Source organism: Gordonibacter urolithinfaciens, from assembly GCF_900199375.1.
Taxonomy (GTDB): Bacteria; Actinomycetota; Coriobacteriia; order Coriobacteriales; family Eggerthellaceae; genus Gordonibacter; species Gordonibacter urolithinfaciens.
The window spans coordinates 519,542-534,234 of sequence record NZ_LT900217.1; the positions used below are offsets into that span (position 1 = coordinate 519,542).

A 14,693-nucleotide genomic window follows, 5' to 3' on the forward strand; every position below is an offset into this window, starting at 1 on the left:
CGGCTACGCGCCGAGCGCCGCCTGCACCGCCGCACGCAGGCGGCGCGTGGTCGCTTCGATATCGTCGGCCGCGAAGATGGCCGACACCACGGCCGCCCCGTCGGCGCCCGTGCCCGCGAGCGCGGGGATGGTCTGCTCGTTCAGGCCGCCGATGGCCACCACGGGAACGTCGACCGCCGCGCAGATGGCGGCGAGGCCGTCCGTTCCCACGTCGGCGGCGTCCGGCTTCGTCGGCGTGCCGAACACGGCGCCCACGCCCAAGTAGTCGGCCCCGGCGGCCTGGGCGGCCAGCGCCTGCTCCACGGTCTGCACCGACACGCCCACGATGGCGTCCGGCCCGAGCTTCGCGCGCGTGTCGGCGCACGCGGCGTCCTCCTGGCCCACGTGCACGCCGTCGGCGCCGGCGATCCGCGCCGCCTCCACGTCGTCGTTCACGACGAACGGAGCGCCCGCCGCGCGGCAGAGCGGCGCGAGCGCGCGGGCCCGCAGCACCACCTCGGCCCGGGGCGCGTCCTTCTCGCGCAGCTGCACGAAGGTGGCACCGCCCCCCAGCGCCTCCTCGACGCACGCGGCGAGCGTGCGATCCCCCAGCCACGCGCGGTCGGTTACCGCATACAGCGCCAATGCGCGGCGCAGATCCTCACGTGGGAACATCGGCCCTCCTCTCGCTTCCGCCGGCTACGCCAGCTCTTCGACCTTCGCGCCCGCCTCGAGCGCGTTGCCATCGAGGTGGTACAGCGCGTCCAAGAGGTAGGTGCGGAACGACCCGTTGCCGTCCAGGCCCCCCATGCGGGTTTGCGCCTGCTGGCCCGCGAGGCCCATGCCGGCGACTGCGGCCACCTGCGACTCCAGAAGCGCGCCCGGGTTCGCCACCGCGTACGCCGTGCACAGGCACGACAGCATGCAGCCGGCGCCCGTGATGCGGCCCATAAGGGGGCTGCCGTTGCGAACGGCGTAGGCGCGATCGGCGTCGGCCACGATGTCGATGGCGCCCGTGATGGCCACGACCGCGCCCGTCTTCGCCGCGAAATCGCGCGCGAACGCCGCGCCGGCCGCCAGGTTGTCCTCGGTCACGGCATCGTCGGGGCACACGTCCACCCCGCGCGTGGCCGCCGCGCCGCCGGCGAGCGCCTTCATCTCCGACATGTTGCCGCGGATGACGGACACGGCCAGCTTGTCGAGCAAATCGCCCGCCACGCGCGTGCGCAAGGCCGACGCGCCCGCGCCCACCGGGTCGAGCACGATCGCATGCCCCAGCTCGCTCGCGCGCTCGCCCGCCGCGAACATGCCCTCGATGGAGCGCTCGTTGAGCGTGCCGATGTTGAGCGTGAGCCCGCCGCAGATGGACGTGATGTCCTCCACGTCGGCAGGCTCGTCGCTCATGATGGGGCTCGCGCCGATGGCCAGAAGCGCGTTCGCGCAGTCGTTCACCGTCACGTAGTTCGTGATGTTGTGCACGAGCGGCGAGCCTGCCCGCACGTTGTCCAAAGCCCTCTTCAAAGCGAATGCCTCCATAGGTTACTCCTTCCCGAGATCGACCGTCAGGCCGTCCATGATCTGATTTACGGTGCGCATCGCGCACATCTCGCCGCACATGGTGCAGGTGCCCTCCGTCGAGGGCGGCGCGCTCTCGAAATACTCCCGCGCACGCGCAGGATCGAGCGCCTCGGCGAACATGCCCTCCCAGTCCACGCGGCGGCGCGCGTCGCTCATGCGGTTGTCGGCATCGCGCGCACCGGGCACGCCCTTCGCGATGTCGGCCGCGTGTGCGGCGATCTTCGTTGCCACAAGGCCCTCGCGCACGTCGGCGGCGTCGGGCAGGCGCAGGTGCTCGGCCGGCGTGACGTAGCACAGGAAGTCCGCGCCCGAGGCCGCGGCCACAGCCCCGCCGATGGCGGCCGTGATGTGGTCGTAGCCCGGCGCGATGTCGGTGACGAGCGGCCCGAGCACGTAGAAGGGCGCGTCGTGGCACAGGCGCTTCTCCAGCTTCATGTTGGCGGCGATCTCGTCGAGCGCCATGTGGCCCGGGCCCTCCACCATCACCTGCACGCCCGCATCCCATGCGCGGCGCGTGAGCTTGCCGATCTCGATGAGCTCGGCGATCTGCCCCGCGTCGGTGGCGTCGTAGGTGGACCCGGGGCGCATAGCGTCGCCCAGGCTGATGGTCACGTCGTGCTCGTGCAGGATGGCCAGCACCTCGTCGTAGAACTCGTAGAAGGGGTTCTCGTTGCCGGTGGCCTCCATCCAGGCGAAGATAAGCGACCCGCCACGGCTCACGATGTTCGTGAGGCGGCCCGTCTCGCGGAAGCTCTCGATGGTGCGGCGGTTCATGCCAGCGTGGACGGTGACGAAGTCCACGCCGTCCTGGGCATGCGCGCGCACCACGTCGAGGAAATCCTTGGCCGTGATGGTGACGAGCGGCTTCTCCAAATAGCCGATGGCGTCGTACATCGGCACGGTGCCGATCATCGCCGGCGACTTCTCCACGAGGGCGCGCCGGAACGCGGCCGTCTTGCCGCTGTTCGACAGGTCCATGATGGCCTCGGCGCCCAGTTCAAGAGCCACGTCGACCTTCTTCCATTCCTCGGCCTCGCAGGCGACGTCGCCCGAGATGCCCATGTTCACGTTCACCTTCGTGCGCAGGCCGCCGCCCACGCCCTCGGGCGAGAGGCTCGCATGGTGGATGTTCGCGGGGATGGCGATGCGTCCGGCCGCCACGCCCTCCCGGATGAACTCGGGATCGCGCCCCTCCTTCTCGGCCACGGTGCGCATGGCCGGCGTGACGGTGCCCGCACGGGCGTGGTCGATTTGCGTGACCGGTGCAGGATTGCCGCGCGCTGCGGCGCTGATCTGCGTCATAGAGCTCCCTTCGTTGGCATTACCCATGTCAGGTTCCTCGGGTCGAAGCGTGCTTCGGCGCTTCCTCTCAGCCTGCCCGGCCGCGCATGCGGCTTGCAAGCTCCCCGGTATGTCGAGGCCGCCTCGCGGCGGCGCGGCGCCAGGCGGTGCCGCTCGGGCGATTATACCGCCCCGCCCTGCGTTTCGCGCGCCGAATCCGCCGGCGAGCTCTACGAACCGTCGATTGCACACAGGCCGAAGATGCCCCACAATGGAGGGAAAACGCGAGGCGGCGAGGAAAACCCATGGACAGCGAACGGAAAAAGCAGCTCAAGCAGGCCTACGGCGAGCGCAGGCCTGCCATGGGCGTTCTGGAGATGCGCTGCCTCGCCACGGGCGAGCGGTTCCTCATCGCCTCGCGCGATCCGCGGGCAACCGAGAACGGCCTGGTCGCCCGCTTCGACGGCGGAAATCACCCCAACAAGTGCCTGCAGGCGCTGTGGAACAAGCACGGCCGCGGGGGATTCGCGTTCGCTCTCGTTGAGGAGCTGGAATACGACGACGCCCATGAAGACCACGCCGAAGAGCTCCAGGCCCTGCTGGAGCTGTACCTGGAGGAGCATCCGGAAGCGAAGCGCGTTTGGAAGTGAGCTGCGCGCCAGAAGCAGAAAACGTGGAGCCGGGTTCGCGCGGACGCGAGAGGAAGCCCGGGCAAGGCTCTTGTGCACAGTTTTTACCGATTCCCCACAACGATGAGCCCCTCAAAACTCTACAGCATCGCTTATCTCCGCGATGAGATTTTCTGATCAGGAGAAACTCTGCAAGAAGAAAACTCTCCAGCGCCATGGGAGAGCCTGCGCGATCATGCTTGGCAAGAATCGGTGATTACTGTGCAACGACGCCCCAAACCCCTCCGGGTCATCCCGAGCGGAGGCGCGCATCGACCCGCGAAACGCCAACGGTGGTTTGAAGCGAGCAGCGCGACCGCGATCGCTCCGCAGTCCGCACTCCACCCTCCGCTCGGCTGTGTCCCCCGCCCCGTCAGGGCAGCGGGTAGAACACGTACAACGTCCCTTCCTCCACGGCGATGCGCGCGGGCTTGCCCACGAGCTCGTTGGACACGCCGCGCGACGTGCGGTTCGACAGGTCCTCGTCGTCGAGGGAGTACAGCATGCCCGTCTCGATGACGCCGCGGGCGCAATCGTTCGCAGAGAACACGGATACCGTGCCGGACTCCAGCAGGGGCAGGTCCATCACGTCGGGGCCGGTGAGCGCGCGCAGGGCGCTGCCCTCGCCCACGGCGGTCACGTAGAACTCCCGCTCGGAGAACTTCGCGAACAGCTGCAGGTTGGCGATGGTGTGGTCGAGCCGCCCGCCCAGGGCCGCATACACCACGAGGTCGTCGTAGTCCCAGGCCACGGCCTTCTCAAGCGCCAGCTCCATATCGCTTTTGTCCTTCTTCACCGGGAATCGCGACACGCGGCGGCACTTGGGAAGGTAGCCGAGCGAGTCGAAGTCGCCCACCGCCATGTCGGGCTTCACGCCCAGCTCTTCCAGGTAGGCGAAGCCGGCGTCCACGGCGATCACGAACTCGAACATGCCCGCCTCGTAGCGGGCCTTGAAGTCCTCGGCATTGAACTCGGGGGACGCTCCCACGATCGCGCACGTCGCCATCTACCTCGCCCCTTCCGCACATCCGCCTGTCGGAGCCTGGGCCGCGAGCACGGCAAGCCGCTCGCCCTCCAACCGGTGCAGCACGAGCGCGTCGACCCGTTCGGCATCCAAGCGCTCGTAGAATGCAAGCCCCGCCTCGTTCGCGTCGCGGCAGTGCCATGAGAGGCGCCGATAGCCCCGCTCCTCGCAGAGCGCTGCCAGGCGCGCCATGAGCGCCCGGCCCGCACCGGCACCCCGGTACGCCTCGTCCACGAACAGGTCCTCCAGGTACACGCCGCAACCCCCCGTCCACACGGAGAACGCGCGGCAGAAGACCGCGCACCCCACCACGCCGTCGTCCGGATGCTCGGCGACCAGCGCCTCGCCCCCGCCTTCGTCGAACATGCCCCTCACGATATCCGCGGGCGTGGCGGCCACCGCACCTTCGCGCCCCATCGAGGCGGCAAGCCCCTGGGTCAGCCTGAGCAGTGCCGGTGCGTCCCCGCGCGTGGCGAAACGTATGGTGAGTTCCTCGTTCATGGTGCTCCTTACCTCTGCCGGCACGCGGCCCGCCCGCCGGCTGCACGCGGCCGGATCGGTTTTTCGCGCTGCTTCGCTTTTCGCGGGCGCGCGCTGCTTTCGGTTTGCTAGAATACCATATGCGAGCGGGCCAGACGATCGCGCACCTCGGTGTGAGGAAAGTCCGGGCTCCATAGGGCAGGATGCCAGCTAACGGCTGGGCGGGGCGACCCGACGGATCAGTGCCACAGAAAAGAAGACTCCCCCGCGAACACGCGCTTCGGCGCGCGGCAACGGGAGAAAAGCTGAAACGGTGCGGTAAGAGCGCACCAGCGCGCCGGCAACGGCGCGGCTTGGAAAACCCCATCCGGAGCAAGCGCAAATAGGAACGCGACACGGTGGCCCGCCGTACGTTCGGGTTGCGTGCTTGAGGCGTGCGGCGACGCACGTTCGAGATAAATGGTCGTCCAACGACAGAACCCGGCTTATCGGCCCGCTCGCATCTTCCCTTCATACAGCGACCTTTTCCGAGAATTCCCAACTGCCGATAGCGGCGATCAGCAGCGGCTACGCCGGGAACAGCGTGTACGCGGTCCCCTCGGGAGCGGCGCAGGTGCGGATGCTCACGCCGAAGGCGCGCTCGATGGCGCCGGTGGCGAGGACCTCTTCCACCGTGCCGGACGCGGTGGCGCGCCCGCGCTCCATGACGAGCAGGCAATCGGAGTACCGCAACGCCAGGTCGAGGTCGTGGATGACCATGACGACGGTCTTGCCCGCCTCGACGTTCAGGCGTCGCACGAGCTCCATCGTCTCGTGGCAGGCGCGGATGTCGAGGTAGGTGGTGGGCTCGTCGAGCACGATGAGGTCGGTGTCCTGCGCCAGCGTCATGGCGATGAACGCGCGCTGACGCTCGCCGCCCGACAGCCGACGCAGCTCGTGCGCGCGGAACCGCGCGACGTTCGCCAGCTCGAGCGCGCGCTCCACCTGCTCGCGGTCCTCGCGCGAGAGCCTCCCCTGATGCGCCTGGTACGGGTAGCGCCCGCACGCCACGAGCGCCTCCACCGTCATCGCCGGCGGGCGGCTGGCCTGCGCCAGCACGGCCACGCGACGCGCACGCTCCTTCGCCTTGAGCGACAGGGTGGCCACGCCGTCGATGCGCACCTCCCCCATCTGCGGGCGCAACAGCCCGTCGATGAGCTTGATCATCGTTGACTTTCCGCAGCCGTTCGGGCCCACGACGCTCGTCACCGCGCCGCGGGGAAACGCGGCGCTCAGCCCCTCGATGAACGGCTCCTTGCCGTAGGAGAACGACACGTCGCGCACCTCGATGGCCGCGGCGTGTCCTGCGTCGGCGCTAATCAAGGGAACCCCTCCTGTTCTTCAAGATGAGGTAGATGAAGAACGGCCCGCCGAGAAACGCCATGAGGATGCCCACGGGCACCTCGTAGGGCGCGAACAGCACGCGCGACAACAGGTCGCACACGACGACGAACGCCGCGCCGCATACGGCGGACAGCGGCAGCACGATGCGGTTGTCGTGCCCGACGAAGAACCGCACGAGGTGCGGGATGATGAGCCCCACGAACCCGAGCAGGCCCGCGAAGCTCACGGCCGCGCCCGCCAGCACGGCGGCGAGGCCGAGCATGGCGAGCCTCGTCGCCCCCACGTTCATGCCAAGCGCATGCGCCGTGTCGTCGCCGAGGGCCATGATGTTGAGCTTGCCCGCCGAGAGCAGCGCCACGACCAGGCCTCCCAGAATGTAGGCCGCCGGCCACGCGAGGTCGTCCATGAGCACGCCGGCCAGGCCTCCCACGAGGAACGCCGACGAGCCGACGTAGGCGTCGGGGTTCACGATGAGGATGGTGTTCATGCCCGCGCCGAACACCGACGTGATGGCGATGCCGGCCAGCACCACGGTGAGCCTCGACGTGCTCGCGCCCAGCGAGATGCCGAAGATGATGAGCGCCGTGGCGAGCGCCCCGAGGAAGGCCGCGAGCGGCGGCAGCCACAGCACGCTGGGGAACACGCTGGCCGCGATCAGCACGAACAGTCCAGCGCCGGAGTTGATGCCGATGATGTTGGGGCTGGCCAGCGGGTTGTCCAGCACGGCCTGGATGATGGCGCCGGCCACGGCCAGCGCCCCTCCCGCCAGAAGCGCCGCCAGCACGCGCGGCAGGCGCACGTTCACGAGGATGCTCTTCGCCGACGCGCTCACGTCGCCGCCGGTCGCCCAGGCCACAAGGTCGCCCAAGCTCACCGACGTCGATCCCACGAGGAACGCCGCCGCCGTCACCGCCGCAAGGACGGCGACGGAAACGACGATGGCGAGCGGCGCCGCCTTCTCACGGTTGAACGGGGTCACCGGGCAGCCTTCCGCCTACGCGTACAGCGCGTCGAACAGCACCTGGTAGCTCTCGTCCCAGCGCTCGTTCGGCTTGTACTGGAACAGGTGCGGGTCGAGCGCGACGTAGCGGCCGTTCTGAACCGCGTCGAGGGTCGACCAGGCGGGGTTCGCCGCCGTCTGGTCCTCGAGCGCCTTCATGGCCGCGGCGTCGTCGTTGCCCATGGGCACGACGAAAATGAAGTCGGGGTTCATGCCAATAATCGACTCCAGGCTGAAGTCCTTGAGCAGGCTCGGGTTCTCGTCGGCCAGGTTCTTCACGCCGAGGTCGGCCAGCATCGATCCGGTCATCGTAGAGGACGCCTGCACTCGCGTGCCGCCCGAGAACGTGGTGAGCACCAGCGCCGAAGGCGCTTCCCCGGCGGGCACCTTCGCCGTGATGGCCGCGATGCGATCGGCCGTGGCCTGGACGTTCTGCTCATAGAGATCGTCGCGACACGTGATGTCGCACAGCGTGCGCAGCATGCGCTCGTAGTCGGCGAACGTCGTCACCTGGAAGCACGCAACCGGGATGTTCGACGCGGCGAGGGCCGCCTTGAGGTCGGCCTGGTTCGAGTCGCCGCCGCGGCCGCCCGAGCCGCTCGTCATGATGACGAAATCGGGCTCGAGCGCGATGATGGCCTCGAGGTTCGGGTTCGCGAAGTCGCCCACCTTCTGCACGTTCTCGGATTTCAGGTCGTAGTCCGACAGCGTGAACGCGTCGTCGGAGGCGCCCACGAGCGTGCCGCCCGCAAGCTCCCACATGCTGGCGAAGCTGCCCATGCACGCCACCACGCGCTGCGGGTTCTCCACGGTCACTTCGGCGCCCGTGTCGTCGGTGAACGTGACCGCGCCGACCTGCGAGGCCTGCCCGGCCTCCGCCTGAGGGGCGCCCGCCTCGGCTTCGGCTTTCGGCTGCGCGGTCGAGCAGCCGGCGAGGATCATCGTCGCGGCCAAGGACGCGGCGACGGCAGTGGGAACGATGCGTTGGGAGATGATGGTCATGAGGGGTCCTTTCGATGCCGATGGTCTAGACGGCAGCCGCTACCAAAGCGTTGCCGTGGGCGCAGTAGTCGTCCTGAGCGAGGATATCGCCTTCGTGGTAGTAAGCGGCCCGGGCGCGGCAGCCGCCGCAGCCTTGCGCGTAGTCGCATGTGCCGCACGAGCCGGAATAGGCCTGGGTGCGCAGCTTCTCGAACACGGGGCTCGTCTTCCATATCTCGTCGAAGGGCTGCGCGCGCACGTCGCCCGCCTCCTCGGTCATGTAGGCGCAGGGGCGCACGATGCCCTCGCTGCCGATGACGCAGTACGTGAGGCCCGCCAAACAGCCGCGCTCGAAGCGCGTGTCCACGCCGAGCTGCTTCGCCACGCGCGTGAACTGGGGCGCGCACGTGGGCTTCACGTCGATCGGCACCTCGGCCGCCTTGCGCATGATGTCGTTCAGCAGACGCTCGTTCTCCAACACCTCGAGCGACGTCTCCTGGATGAACTTGCCGCGACCCACCGGGATGAGGAAGAACACGTAGTGCGCGATGGCCCCGATCTCGACAGCGAAGTCGGTGATGGCGCACACCTCGTCGCGGTTCCAATCCACCACGGTGGTGTGCAGCTGGAACGGCAGGCCGGCCTGCTTGCAGGCCTCGATGCCCGCCATGGTGAGGTCGTAGGCGTGCTCCAGCCCGCGGAACTTGTCGTGCTTGGCGGCATCGAGGCTGTCCACCGAGATGCCCATGGCGCAAGCTCCGGCCTCCTTCAGCCGGCGTGCCACCTCGGGCGTGATGAGCGTGCCGTTCGAGCCGAACACGGGTCGCAGCCCGTTGCCGGCCGCGTGCGCCACGAGCTCGTAGATGTCGGGGCGCATGAGCGGCTCGCCGCCCGAGAAGATCATCACCTTGAAGCCCGCGCGGGCGATCTCGTCGATCATCTTCCTTCCCTCGTCGGTCGAGAGCTCCAAGGCGCTGGCCTCCTCGGCATCCTGGTAGCAATGGACGCACTTGAGGTTGCACTTGTTCGTCGTCATCCACGACACGAGCATGGGCGTATCCTTTCGTTCGGGCGCACCGACAGAGGGTGCGCGGGGCACCGGGTGAATGAGCAGGCAAGATGAAGGGTTTGCGCCGGACGGACAGAACACTGGGGAGAGAGCGAAGGAAGAGGTGCCGCGCCCGTCCGGCGCCGGATGAGGCTAGCCGGACGGGTCGGGCTGGCCGCGGTAAGCGGCTACCACGGCCTCCAGATGGTCGAACACCGCCTGGCGCAGCTCGTCGAACGAGCCGTCGTCGCCTCCATGGGGAGCGATGTTCTCCATGAGGATGAAGTTCCTCTCGGCCGCGGCGGCATCCTGCGACGCGTCGAGGGCCAGGTAGCGTCGTGCCAGGTCGCGGTTGGACGGGCTGTCGACGGCCTCGCCTGCCGGCATGAGGCGGATAGTGTCGGCGATGAGCTCGTGCCATTGCGATACGGACTCGCCGCGGGCGATGCGATCCTCGGCGGCCGTCTCGGCGGCGGGGGCGTCGTCGCGGATGCAGGTGAGGCGCCAGAAGAACTGGCTCTCGCCCTGGCAGCGCTCCACGGTGGAGGCGAGCGCCTCCCAGTCCGGCATTCCCTCGCCGGCCTCGTCGTGCAGGGCGCGCAGGGTGGACATGCGCCTGAACAGCGCTTGGAACTGCTCCTCGATGGCGTCCATTTGCTCGCCGGCGAGCTCCTGCAGCGCCGCCGCCTCGTCGAACAGATCTGCATCGGATTTGACCTGGGCAAGCGACAGCCCCAGGTACTTCAAGGTCAGAATGCGATACAGGTCTTTCACGTTGTCGTCGGTGTACAGGCGCTGGTTCTGCGGACCCTTCGCCGACGGCGAGAGCAGGCCCTGCTGGTCGTAGTACTGGATCGTGCGCACCGTCACCCCGACGCGCCGGGCCAGCTCTCCCACGGTCAGGTATCGTTGATCGGTCATGCGGCTGCTCCTCATGAGGCTCCGCATCCGCTCGATGCGGCCGCCTCCTCGTCCTCGGCCGAACGCCCCCGTCCGACCGAAACCGAGCATATGCGATGACGCTACGTCGCCGTCAACGGCAAATCCCCGTCTTTCAGAAACTCGCAACAAAAACGAGGGGAAATCCCTCGCCGCCGAGCGCACTGCCCGGCTAGCAGCGCGGAAGAGATGCCAGCCACGCGTCCACCTGGGCCTGGTCGGCCTCCACGGACAGGCGCTTGCGGCGCGCCGTATGACCCGAGGCCACGCCCACGCGCGACTTCGGCACGCCGAGCGCCTCGGCCACCAGCTTGCACACCGCCTTGTTCGCCTTGCCCCCGTCGGGCGGTGCCGTCACGCGCACGCACACCTCGTCGGCGCCCGCCGCATCCGCGCGCACGCCCGAAACCTCGTCACGCCCCGAGCGGGGCGTGACGTGAACGGCTATGATGGCAGGCTTCATGACCCTTGCGCTCGGCCGACAGGCCAGCGGAGCTCGCTAGTCGATTTCCTCGAACTCGAAGGCATCGTCGGCATCGCCGAAGCCGGAGAGGTCCTTCTCCACGCGGGAGGGCGTGGGGGTGGCGGGCGCCACGGACACGGCGCCGGTCTGCGGCATGGCGTAGGCGGCGGTGCCGTCGACGTTGATGGGGGCCTGGGCGGGCGAGGTCATCACGCGGCCCGTGGCCTCCACGGTCGTCTCCGCCACGCGGGCGTGCGCGCTCGTGGGCAGGGACGGAGTCGGGATCTCGCCGCCGATCTCGGCCAGCTTGCGCGTGGCGTCGGCGATGAAGTCGGTGAGCAGCTCCTGGTAGTCCTCGCGGGCGTCCTCGCGATCGTCCTCGAGCTTCTTGATGGCGTCGAGCACCTTCTGCTTCTCGGCCTCGGCCTTGTCCACGATGCGCTTGGCCTCGTCCTCGGCATCGTTGATGGTGCCGGCAGCCGTGGCATTCGCGTTCGAGATGATCTCGTCGGCGGAGCGCTGCGCGATGATGAGCGCCTGGGCGATGGCGTTGTCGTCGGCCTTCTTGGCCTCGAGCTGGCGCTCGAGGTCGGCGATGCGCGCATCCTTCGCGGCCAGCTCCTCGTCGCTCGCGGCGGCGACGGGCGCGGGCACGTCCTCGATGCGCGCCGGCGTGTCGAAACCGGCGAACGAGGAGTCGTCCAACTGGCGCTCCAGCTGGTCTATCTGCGCGGTCATCGCGTCGATCTCGTCGGCAACGTGCTCCAGGAACACGTCCACTTCGTCGACATCGTAGCCCTTGCGGTCGATCGAGAAGCTCTGGTTGTGGATATCAGCCGAGGTGATTGCCATAGTCGGTCCCTTCGTCCTGTCCGCGCGGACGCGGTTCAAGCGCAGCTAAAACAAGTTTACTATCAAACGTACCCCGAATTGTAGTACAAGCAGGGCGATGATGGGAGTAACGTCCACCATACCTCCAAGCGGGGGAATCAGTTTCTTGAACAGGTTGAGGTACGGATCGCACACGCGGCCGAGCACCCGGTAGATGTCGGCGAGCAGGCCGCGGTCCGTGGGGAGCCACGACATGAGCACGTACACGAACAGCACCATGCTGTACACGTCGGCTAGCGATACGATGAGGTATTTCAAGCTCAGCACGAGCCCAGCTCCTTCTCTTGGTAGACGGTCGGCGCCCGGGAAGGCGCGCTACAGCACGCCCTGGTTGCGCAGCGCCAGGCGCTCGGCCTCGGTGAGCGCGGCGCCCCGCGTGATGGCGAACACCTTGTCGGCCACGGCCTCCACGCGGGCGTCGAGCGCGCTCGACACGCCGAACGAGAAGTCCAGGATGCGCTTGGCCAGCTGGTCGGGCGTGTTGCGCAGCGCAAGCACCACCACGTCGCCCGCTTTCAGTATCTTGGCCACGCGTTCCACCTCGCCGTAGCTCGCGGGCTTGAGCACCGAGATGGCGCGCGACGGGTTGTGCGCGGGCGTGCCCGAGCCGGCGTACGCCTCGTAGGGGTCGAACGAGCCGGTGGCCTGCGAGGAAGCGGGCGCCGTGGCCGTCGCGGTGGCCACGGCCACGGTGGCGGAGGCCGCAGCCGCCCCCACGGTCGCCGCAGCCGGAGAAGCCGCCTTGCCCGTTGCGGGCTCCGCCTCGGCCGCGCTGGGCTCGAACAGCGCGTTCAGGCTCTCGGAGCGCTCGCGGCGCGCGGCCGTGTGGGCCGGCGACGAGGGCGCGGGCATCGTGGCGTCCACCACCGTGCGCTCGCCCCGGTAGCTGGACGACGTGGACGACACGCGGCGCGGCGGCAGCGGGTCGCGGCGCAGGCTGTCGGGCACCTGGGTATGGGCGCGCACGTCGTCGATGGACACGAGCTTGGGGAAGTCGGAATCCGACGAGGAGCGCGCGCTGCGGCTCCCCCCGCGCGCCGGGCGCGTGGTCACGGGCGCGTACGGATCGTAGCGCGAGGCGGGCGCCCCGTCGTCGTAGCCCGGGCCGTACTCGCCGAACTCGTCGTCGTAGTCGCCGAAGTCGTCCCCGTAGTCGTCGAGGTACGCGTCGTCGTATCCGCCGCCGTTGCCGGCCGCGTCAGCGAAGCCCAGCTTCGACTTGATGCCGTCGAGCATCCCGCCGCCGTGCTCGGATCGCTTGATTTTGGGCAGCTCCATGTTCACCACCTGCTTCGTTTGGTTCCGGCGGTCGAGCCGCCGCTGCGTTCACCCTGCTGCGTTTTTCCGTCTGTCCTTGCTTCGCGCCGCTCGAGGCGTGCCGGCGCCCATCGGCCCTGTGCGCAGTGCCTCGGCACCCGGGCCTCAAGCCTCGAAGGCATCGTCGAACACGGCCCTTCCGATGCGCACTATGGTAGCGCCCGCGCGCACGGCCTCGCGCCAATCTTCGCTCATGCCCATAGAAAGCCCATCGAACAGGGCCGCTTGCGCGGGATCGAGCCCGGCGCGCAGCTGGGCATGCAGGTTCGCGAGGCCCTCGAACACGGCGCGCGCCGCGGCCGGGTCGCCCTGCGGCGCCATGGTCATGAGGCCGCGCACCCGCACGTGCGGAAGGCGCGCGCATACGTCGAGCAGCGCGCGCACGTCGCCGGGAGCCAGGCCGCCCTTGCTCTCCTCCCCCGACACGTTCACCTCCAAGAGCACGTCCTGCACCTTGCCCGCCACCGCGGCGGCCTCGTCGATCTTGCGGGCGTGGCGCTCCTCGAAAAGCGAGTGGACGAGCGCGGCCGACCGCACGATGTCGGGGATGCGGCGCGACTGGATGTTGCCGATGAAGTGCCAGGTTGCCTGCGGGAACGCCGCCGCCTTCTCGGCCAGCCCGTCGGGGCGGTTCTCGCCGAAGTCGCGCGCGCCGGCTGCCAGGGCGCGCGCGACGGCGTCCGGGCCCACGGTCTTCGACACGGCCACGACCGTGACCTCAGCCGGGTCGCGCCCGGCCTCGCGGCAGACGGCGGCCACCTCGGCCGCCACGTTCGCATATCGTTGCTCGATGCCCATGGCCCTATCCTTTCTGCAGCACGGCGATGGCGCCATGGCGGCCGCAGGTGCCGCCCGACGCGCGGTAGGAGAAGTAGTCGTCCAGCCGGCAGGCCGTGCACGCGCCGGCATCCGCGATGCGCTCGGCGGCGAGGCCGGCCCCGCCCAGATCGCACGCGAGGGCGCGCGCGAGGTCGACATGCCGCCCGTCAGGGGCGACGTCCGCGCCATAGCGGTCCACGAACCGGGCGCGCACCTCGGCGCCCGTCTCGAAGCATTCCGCGTGGATGTGCGGACCCAGGTAGGCGTTGAGCGCTGCGGCCGCAGAGGACGGCGCTATGCCCAGCTCGGCGGCGTCGCGCGCGGCCAGGAGCCGCACGGCCTTCCCGGCGATGCCGGCTACCGCCCCGCGCCAGCCGGCGTGGACGACGGCGAAGCGCCCCGTGGGAGAGGCGAGCACCACCGGCACGCAGTCGGCGAAGCACAGCAGCGCCGCAACCTGCGGCACGTCCACGAGCAGGCCGTCGGCCCCCTCGAGCGCGCGGGCGCGCGCGGCCTCGACGGCGCCCGGCTCGGCCGAGGCCACCTCCACGATCTCGTCGCCGTGCACCTGGCTCGGCACCACGAGGGCCGCCTCCCCCGCGCCGAGCGCCTCCAGCAAGAGCTCCCGGTTGCGCGCCACGGCCGCAGGGTCGTCGCCCACGTGCCCGCCCAGGTTGAGCGCGGCGTACGGCCCCTCGCTCACGCCGCCCGCGCGGCCGGTGAACGCGATGCGCACGCCGGTGCGCTCGAACAGGGCCTCGTCGGTGAGCGCCGATAAGCGACGCGCGCCGAAGAGGCGCGCGTCGAGATGCGGTACGGGAAGGGTTGCGGCCGATGCCATG

General features: G+C 69.3%; 17 protein-coding genes and 1 other RNA gene. 2 read left to right on the forward strand and 16 right to left on the reverse strand.

Translation table 11 applies throughout. From position 1 onward, the window contains the following. Positions 1–3 precede the first annotated feature (3 nt). The 3 genes from thiE to thiC are packed head-to-tail and all read right to left on the reverse strand — an operon-like array spanning position 4 to position 2,859. The gene (gene thiE, locus BN3560_RS02270; protein WP_096226876.1) at positions 4–654 is read right to left on the reverse strand and encodes a thiamine phosphate synthase; all 651 of its coding nucleotides are present in this window, start codon (positions 652–654) and stop codon (positions 4–6) included. A 24-nt stretch (positions 655–678) separates the two neighbouring features. Continuing rightward, a complete protein-coding gene (thiM, locus tag BN3560_RS02275; RefSeq protein ID WP_096226877.1) occupies positions 679–1,515 on the reverse strand; it encodes a hydroxyethylthiazole kinase in 837 nt (278 codons plus the stop codon). A 3-nt stretch (positions 1,516–1,518) separates the two neighbouring features. After that, on the reverse strand, positions 1,519–2,859 hold the full coding sequence (gene thiC / locus BN3560_RS02280) for a phosphomethylpyrimidine synthase ThiC (RefSeq protein ID WP_096226878.1): 1,341 nt from the start codon (positions 2,857–2,859) through the stop codon (positions 1,519–1,521). A 284-nt stretch (positions 2,860–3,143) separates the two neighbouring features. On the opposite strand from thiC, the gene BN3560_RS02285 reads away from it, so the two are divergent. After that, positions 3,144–3,488: a GIY-YIG nuclease family protein gene (locus tag BN3560_RS02285; protein WP_096226879.1), complete on the forward strand. Its 345-nt coding sequence runs from the start codon at positions 3,144–3,146 to the stop codon at positions 3,486–3,488. 391 nt (positions 3,489–3,879) lie between these two features. On the opposite strand, the gene BN3560_RS02290 is transcribed toward BN3560_RS02285, so the two are convergent. After that, positions 3,880–4,512: a thiamine diphosphokinase gene (locus BN3560_RS02290; protein WP_087192079.1), complete on the reverse strand. Its 633-nt coding sequence runs from the start codon at positions 4,510–4,512 to the stop codon at positions 3,880–3,882. Further along, positions 4,513–5,031: a GNAT family N-acetyltransferase gene (locus BN3560_RS02295; RefSeq protein WP_096226880.1), complete on the reverse strand. Its 519-nt coding sequence runs from the start codon at positions 5,029–5,031 to the stop codon at positions 4,513–4,515. It abuts the gene before it with no gap. A 122-nt stretch (positions 5,032–5,153) separates the two neighbouring features. Here BN3560_RS02295 and rnpB point away from each other — a divergent pair. After that, an RNA gene (rnpB, locus tag BN3560_RS02300) (RNase P RNA component class A) lies at positions 5,154–5,514 on the forward strand. 63 nt (positions 5,515–5,577) lie between these two features. On the opposite strand, the gene BN3560_RS02305 is transcribed toward rnpB, so the two are convergent. From BN3560_RS02305 to BN3560_RS02355, 11 genes are all read right to left on the reverse strand, one after another. Next, on the reverse strand, positions 5,578–6,372 hold the full coding sequence (locus tag BN3560_RS02305) for an ABC transporter ATP-binding protein (protein ID WP_227114982.1): 795 nt from the start codon (positions 6,370–6,372) through the stop codon (positions 5,578–5,580). After that, the gene (locus BN3560_RS02310; protein WP_096226881.1) at positions 6,365–7,372 is read right to left on the reverse strand and encodes a FecCD family ABC transporter permease; all 1,008 of its coding nucleotides are present in this window, start codon (positions 7,370–7,372) and stop codon (positions 6,365–6,367) included. Before BN3560_RS02310 ends, BN3560_RS02305 begins: the two co-directional genes overlap by 8 nt. Before the next feature lie 15 nt (positions 7,373–7,387). After that, a complete protein-coding gene (locus BN3560_RS02315; RefSeq protein ID WP_096226882.1) occupies positions 7,388–8,395 on the reverse strand; it encodes an ABC transporter substrate-binding protein in 1,008 nt (335 codons plus the stop codon). A 25-nt stretch (positions 8,396–8,420) separates the two neighbouring features. Then, positions 8,421–9,425 (reverse strand): putative heme d1 biosynthesis radical SAM protein NirJ2, encoded by a 1,005-nt coding sequence (gene nirJ2, locus BN3560_RS02320; RefSeq protein WP_096226883.1) that lies wholly within the window; start codon positions 9,423–9,425, stop codon positions 8,421–8,423. A 150-nt stretch (positions 9,426–9,575) separates the two neighbouring features. Beyond that, positions 9,576–10,343 carry a MerR family transcriptional regulator gene (locus tag BN3560_RS02325; RefSeq protein ID WP_096226884.1) on the reverse strand — a complete coding sequence of 256 codons (768 nt, stop codon included), beginning with the start codon at positions 10,341–10,343 and terminating at the stop codon, positions 9,576–9,578. A 190-nt stretch (positions 10,344–10,533) separates the two neighbouring features. After that, positions 10,534–10,824, reverse strand: a complete 291-nt coding sequence (locus tag BN3560_RS02330) for a DUF167 domain-containing protein (RefSeq protein WP_015539748.1) — start codon at positions 10,822–10,824, stop codon at positions 10,534–10,536. 36 nt (positions 10,825–10,860) lie between these two features. Continuing rightward, entirely contained in the window at positions 10,861–11,676 is an 816-nt protein-coding gene (locus tag BN3560_RS02335) for a DivIVA domain-containing protein (protein ID WP_015539749.1), read from the reverse strand. Positions 11,677–11,721: 45 nt separating this feature from the next. Continuing rightward, the gene (locus BN3560_RS02340; protein WP_041239409.1) at positions 11,722–11,982 is read right to left on the reverse strand and encodes a YggT family protein; all 261 of its coding nucleotides are present in this window, start codon (positions 11,980–11,982) and stop codon (positions 11,722–11,724) included. A 48-nt stretch (positions 11,983–12,030) separates the two neighbouring features. Further along, positions 12,031–12,993, reverse strand: a complete 963-nt coding sequence (locus tag BN3560_RS02345; RefSeq protein ID WP_096228559.1) for a cell division protein SepF — start codon at positions 12,991–12,993, stop codon at positions 12,031–12,033. Positions 12,994–13,137: 144 nt separating this feature from the next. After that, a complete protein-coding gene (locus tag BN3560_RS02350; RefSeq protein WP_096226885.1) occupies positions 13,138–13,830 on the reverse strand; it encodes a YggS family pyridoxal phosphate-dependent enzyme in 693 nt (230 codons plus the stop codon). 4 nt (positions 13,831–13,834) lie between these two features. Then, positions 13,835–14,692, reverse strand: coding sequence for a purine nucleoside phosphorylase YfiH/LACC1 family protein (locus BN3560_RS02355; RefSeq protein ID WP_096226886.1), 858 nt, complete (start codon positions 14,690–14,692; stop codon positions 13,835–13,837). Position 14,693 lies beyond the last annotated feature (1 nt).

Bases quoted from the DNA above. Each gene is read 5' to 3' on its own strand.
- thiE (WP_096226876.1), bottom strand. From the start codon at position 654: ATGTTCCCACGTGAGGATCTGCGCCGCGCATTGGCGCTGTATGCGGTA.
- thiM (WP_096226877.1), bottom strand. From the start codon at position 1,515: ATGGAGGCATTCGCTTTGAAGAGGGCTTTGGACAACGTGCGGGCAGGC.
- thiC (WP_096226878.1), bottom strand. From the start codon at position 2,859: ATGACGCAGATCAGCGCCGCAGCGCGCGGCAATCCTGCACCGGTCACG.
- BN3560_RS02285 (WP_096226879.1), top strand. From the start codon at position 3,144: ATGGACAGCGAACGGAAAAAGCAGCTCAAGCAGGCCTACGGCGAGCGC.
- BN3560_RS02290 (WP_087192079.1), bottom strand. From the start codon at position 4,512: ATGGCGACGTGCGCGATCGTGGGAGCGTCCCCCGAGTTCAATGCCGAG.
- BN3560_RS02295 (WP_096226880.1), bottom strand. From the start codon at position 5,031: ATGAACGAGGAACTCACCATACGTTTCGCCACGCGCGGGGACGCACCG.
- BN3560_RS02315 (WP_096226882.1), bottom strand. From the start codon at position 8,395: ATGACCATCATCTCCCAACGCATCGTTCCCACTGCCGTCGCCGCGTCC.
- nirJ2 (WP_096226883.1), bottom strand. From the start codon at position 9,425: ATGCTCGTGTCGTGGATGACGACGAACAAGTGCAACCTCAAGTGCGTC.
- BN3560_RS02325 (WP_096226884.1), bottom strand. From the start codon at position 10,343: ATGACCGATCAACGATACCTGACCGTGGGAGAGCTGGCCCGGCGCGTC.
- BN3560_RS02330 (WP_015539748.1), bottom strand. From the start codon at position 10,824: ATGAAGCCTGCCATCATAGCCGTTCACGTCACGCCCCGCTCGGGGCGT.
- BN3560_RS02335 (WP_015539749.1), bottom strand. From the start codon at position 11,676: ATGGCAATCACCTCGGCTGATATCCACAACCAGAGCTTCTCGATCGAC.
- BN3560_RS02345 (WP_096228559.1), bottom strand. From the start codon at position 12,993: ATGGAGCTGCCCAAAATCAAGCGATCCGAGCACGGCGGCGGGATGCTC.
- BN3560_RS02350 (WP_096226885.1), bottom strand. From the start codon at position 13,830: ATGGGCATCGAGCAACGATATGCGAACGTGGCGGCCGAGGTGGCCGCC.
- BN3560_RS02355 (WP_096226886.1), bottom strand. From the start codon at position 14,692: ATGGCATCGGCCGCAACCCTTCCCGTACCGCATCTCGACGCGCGCCTC.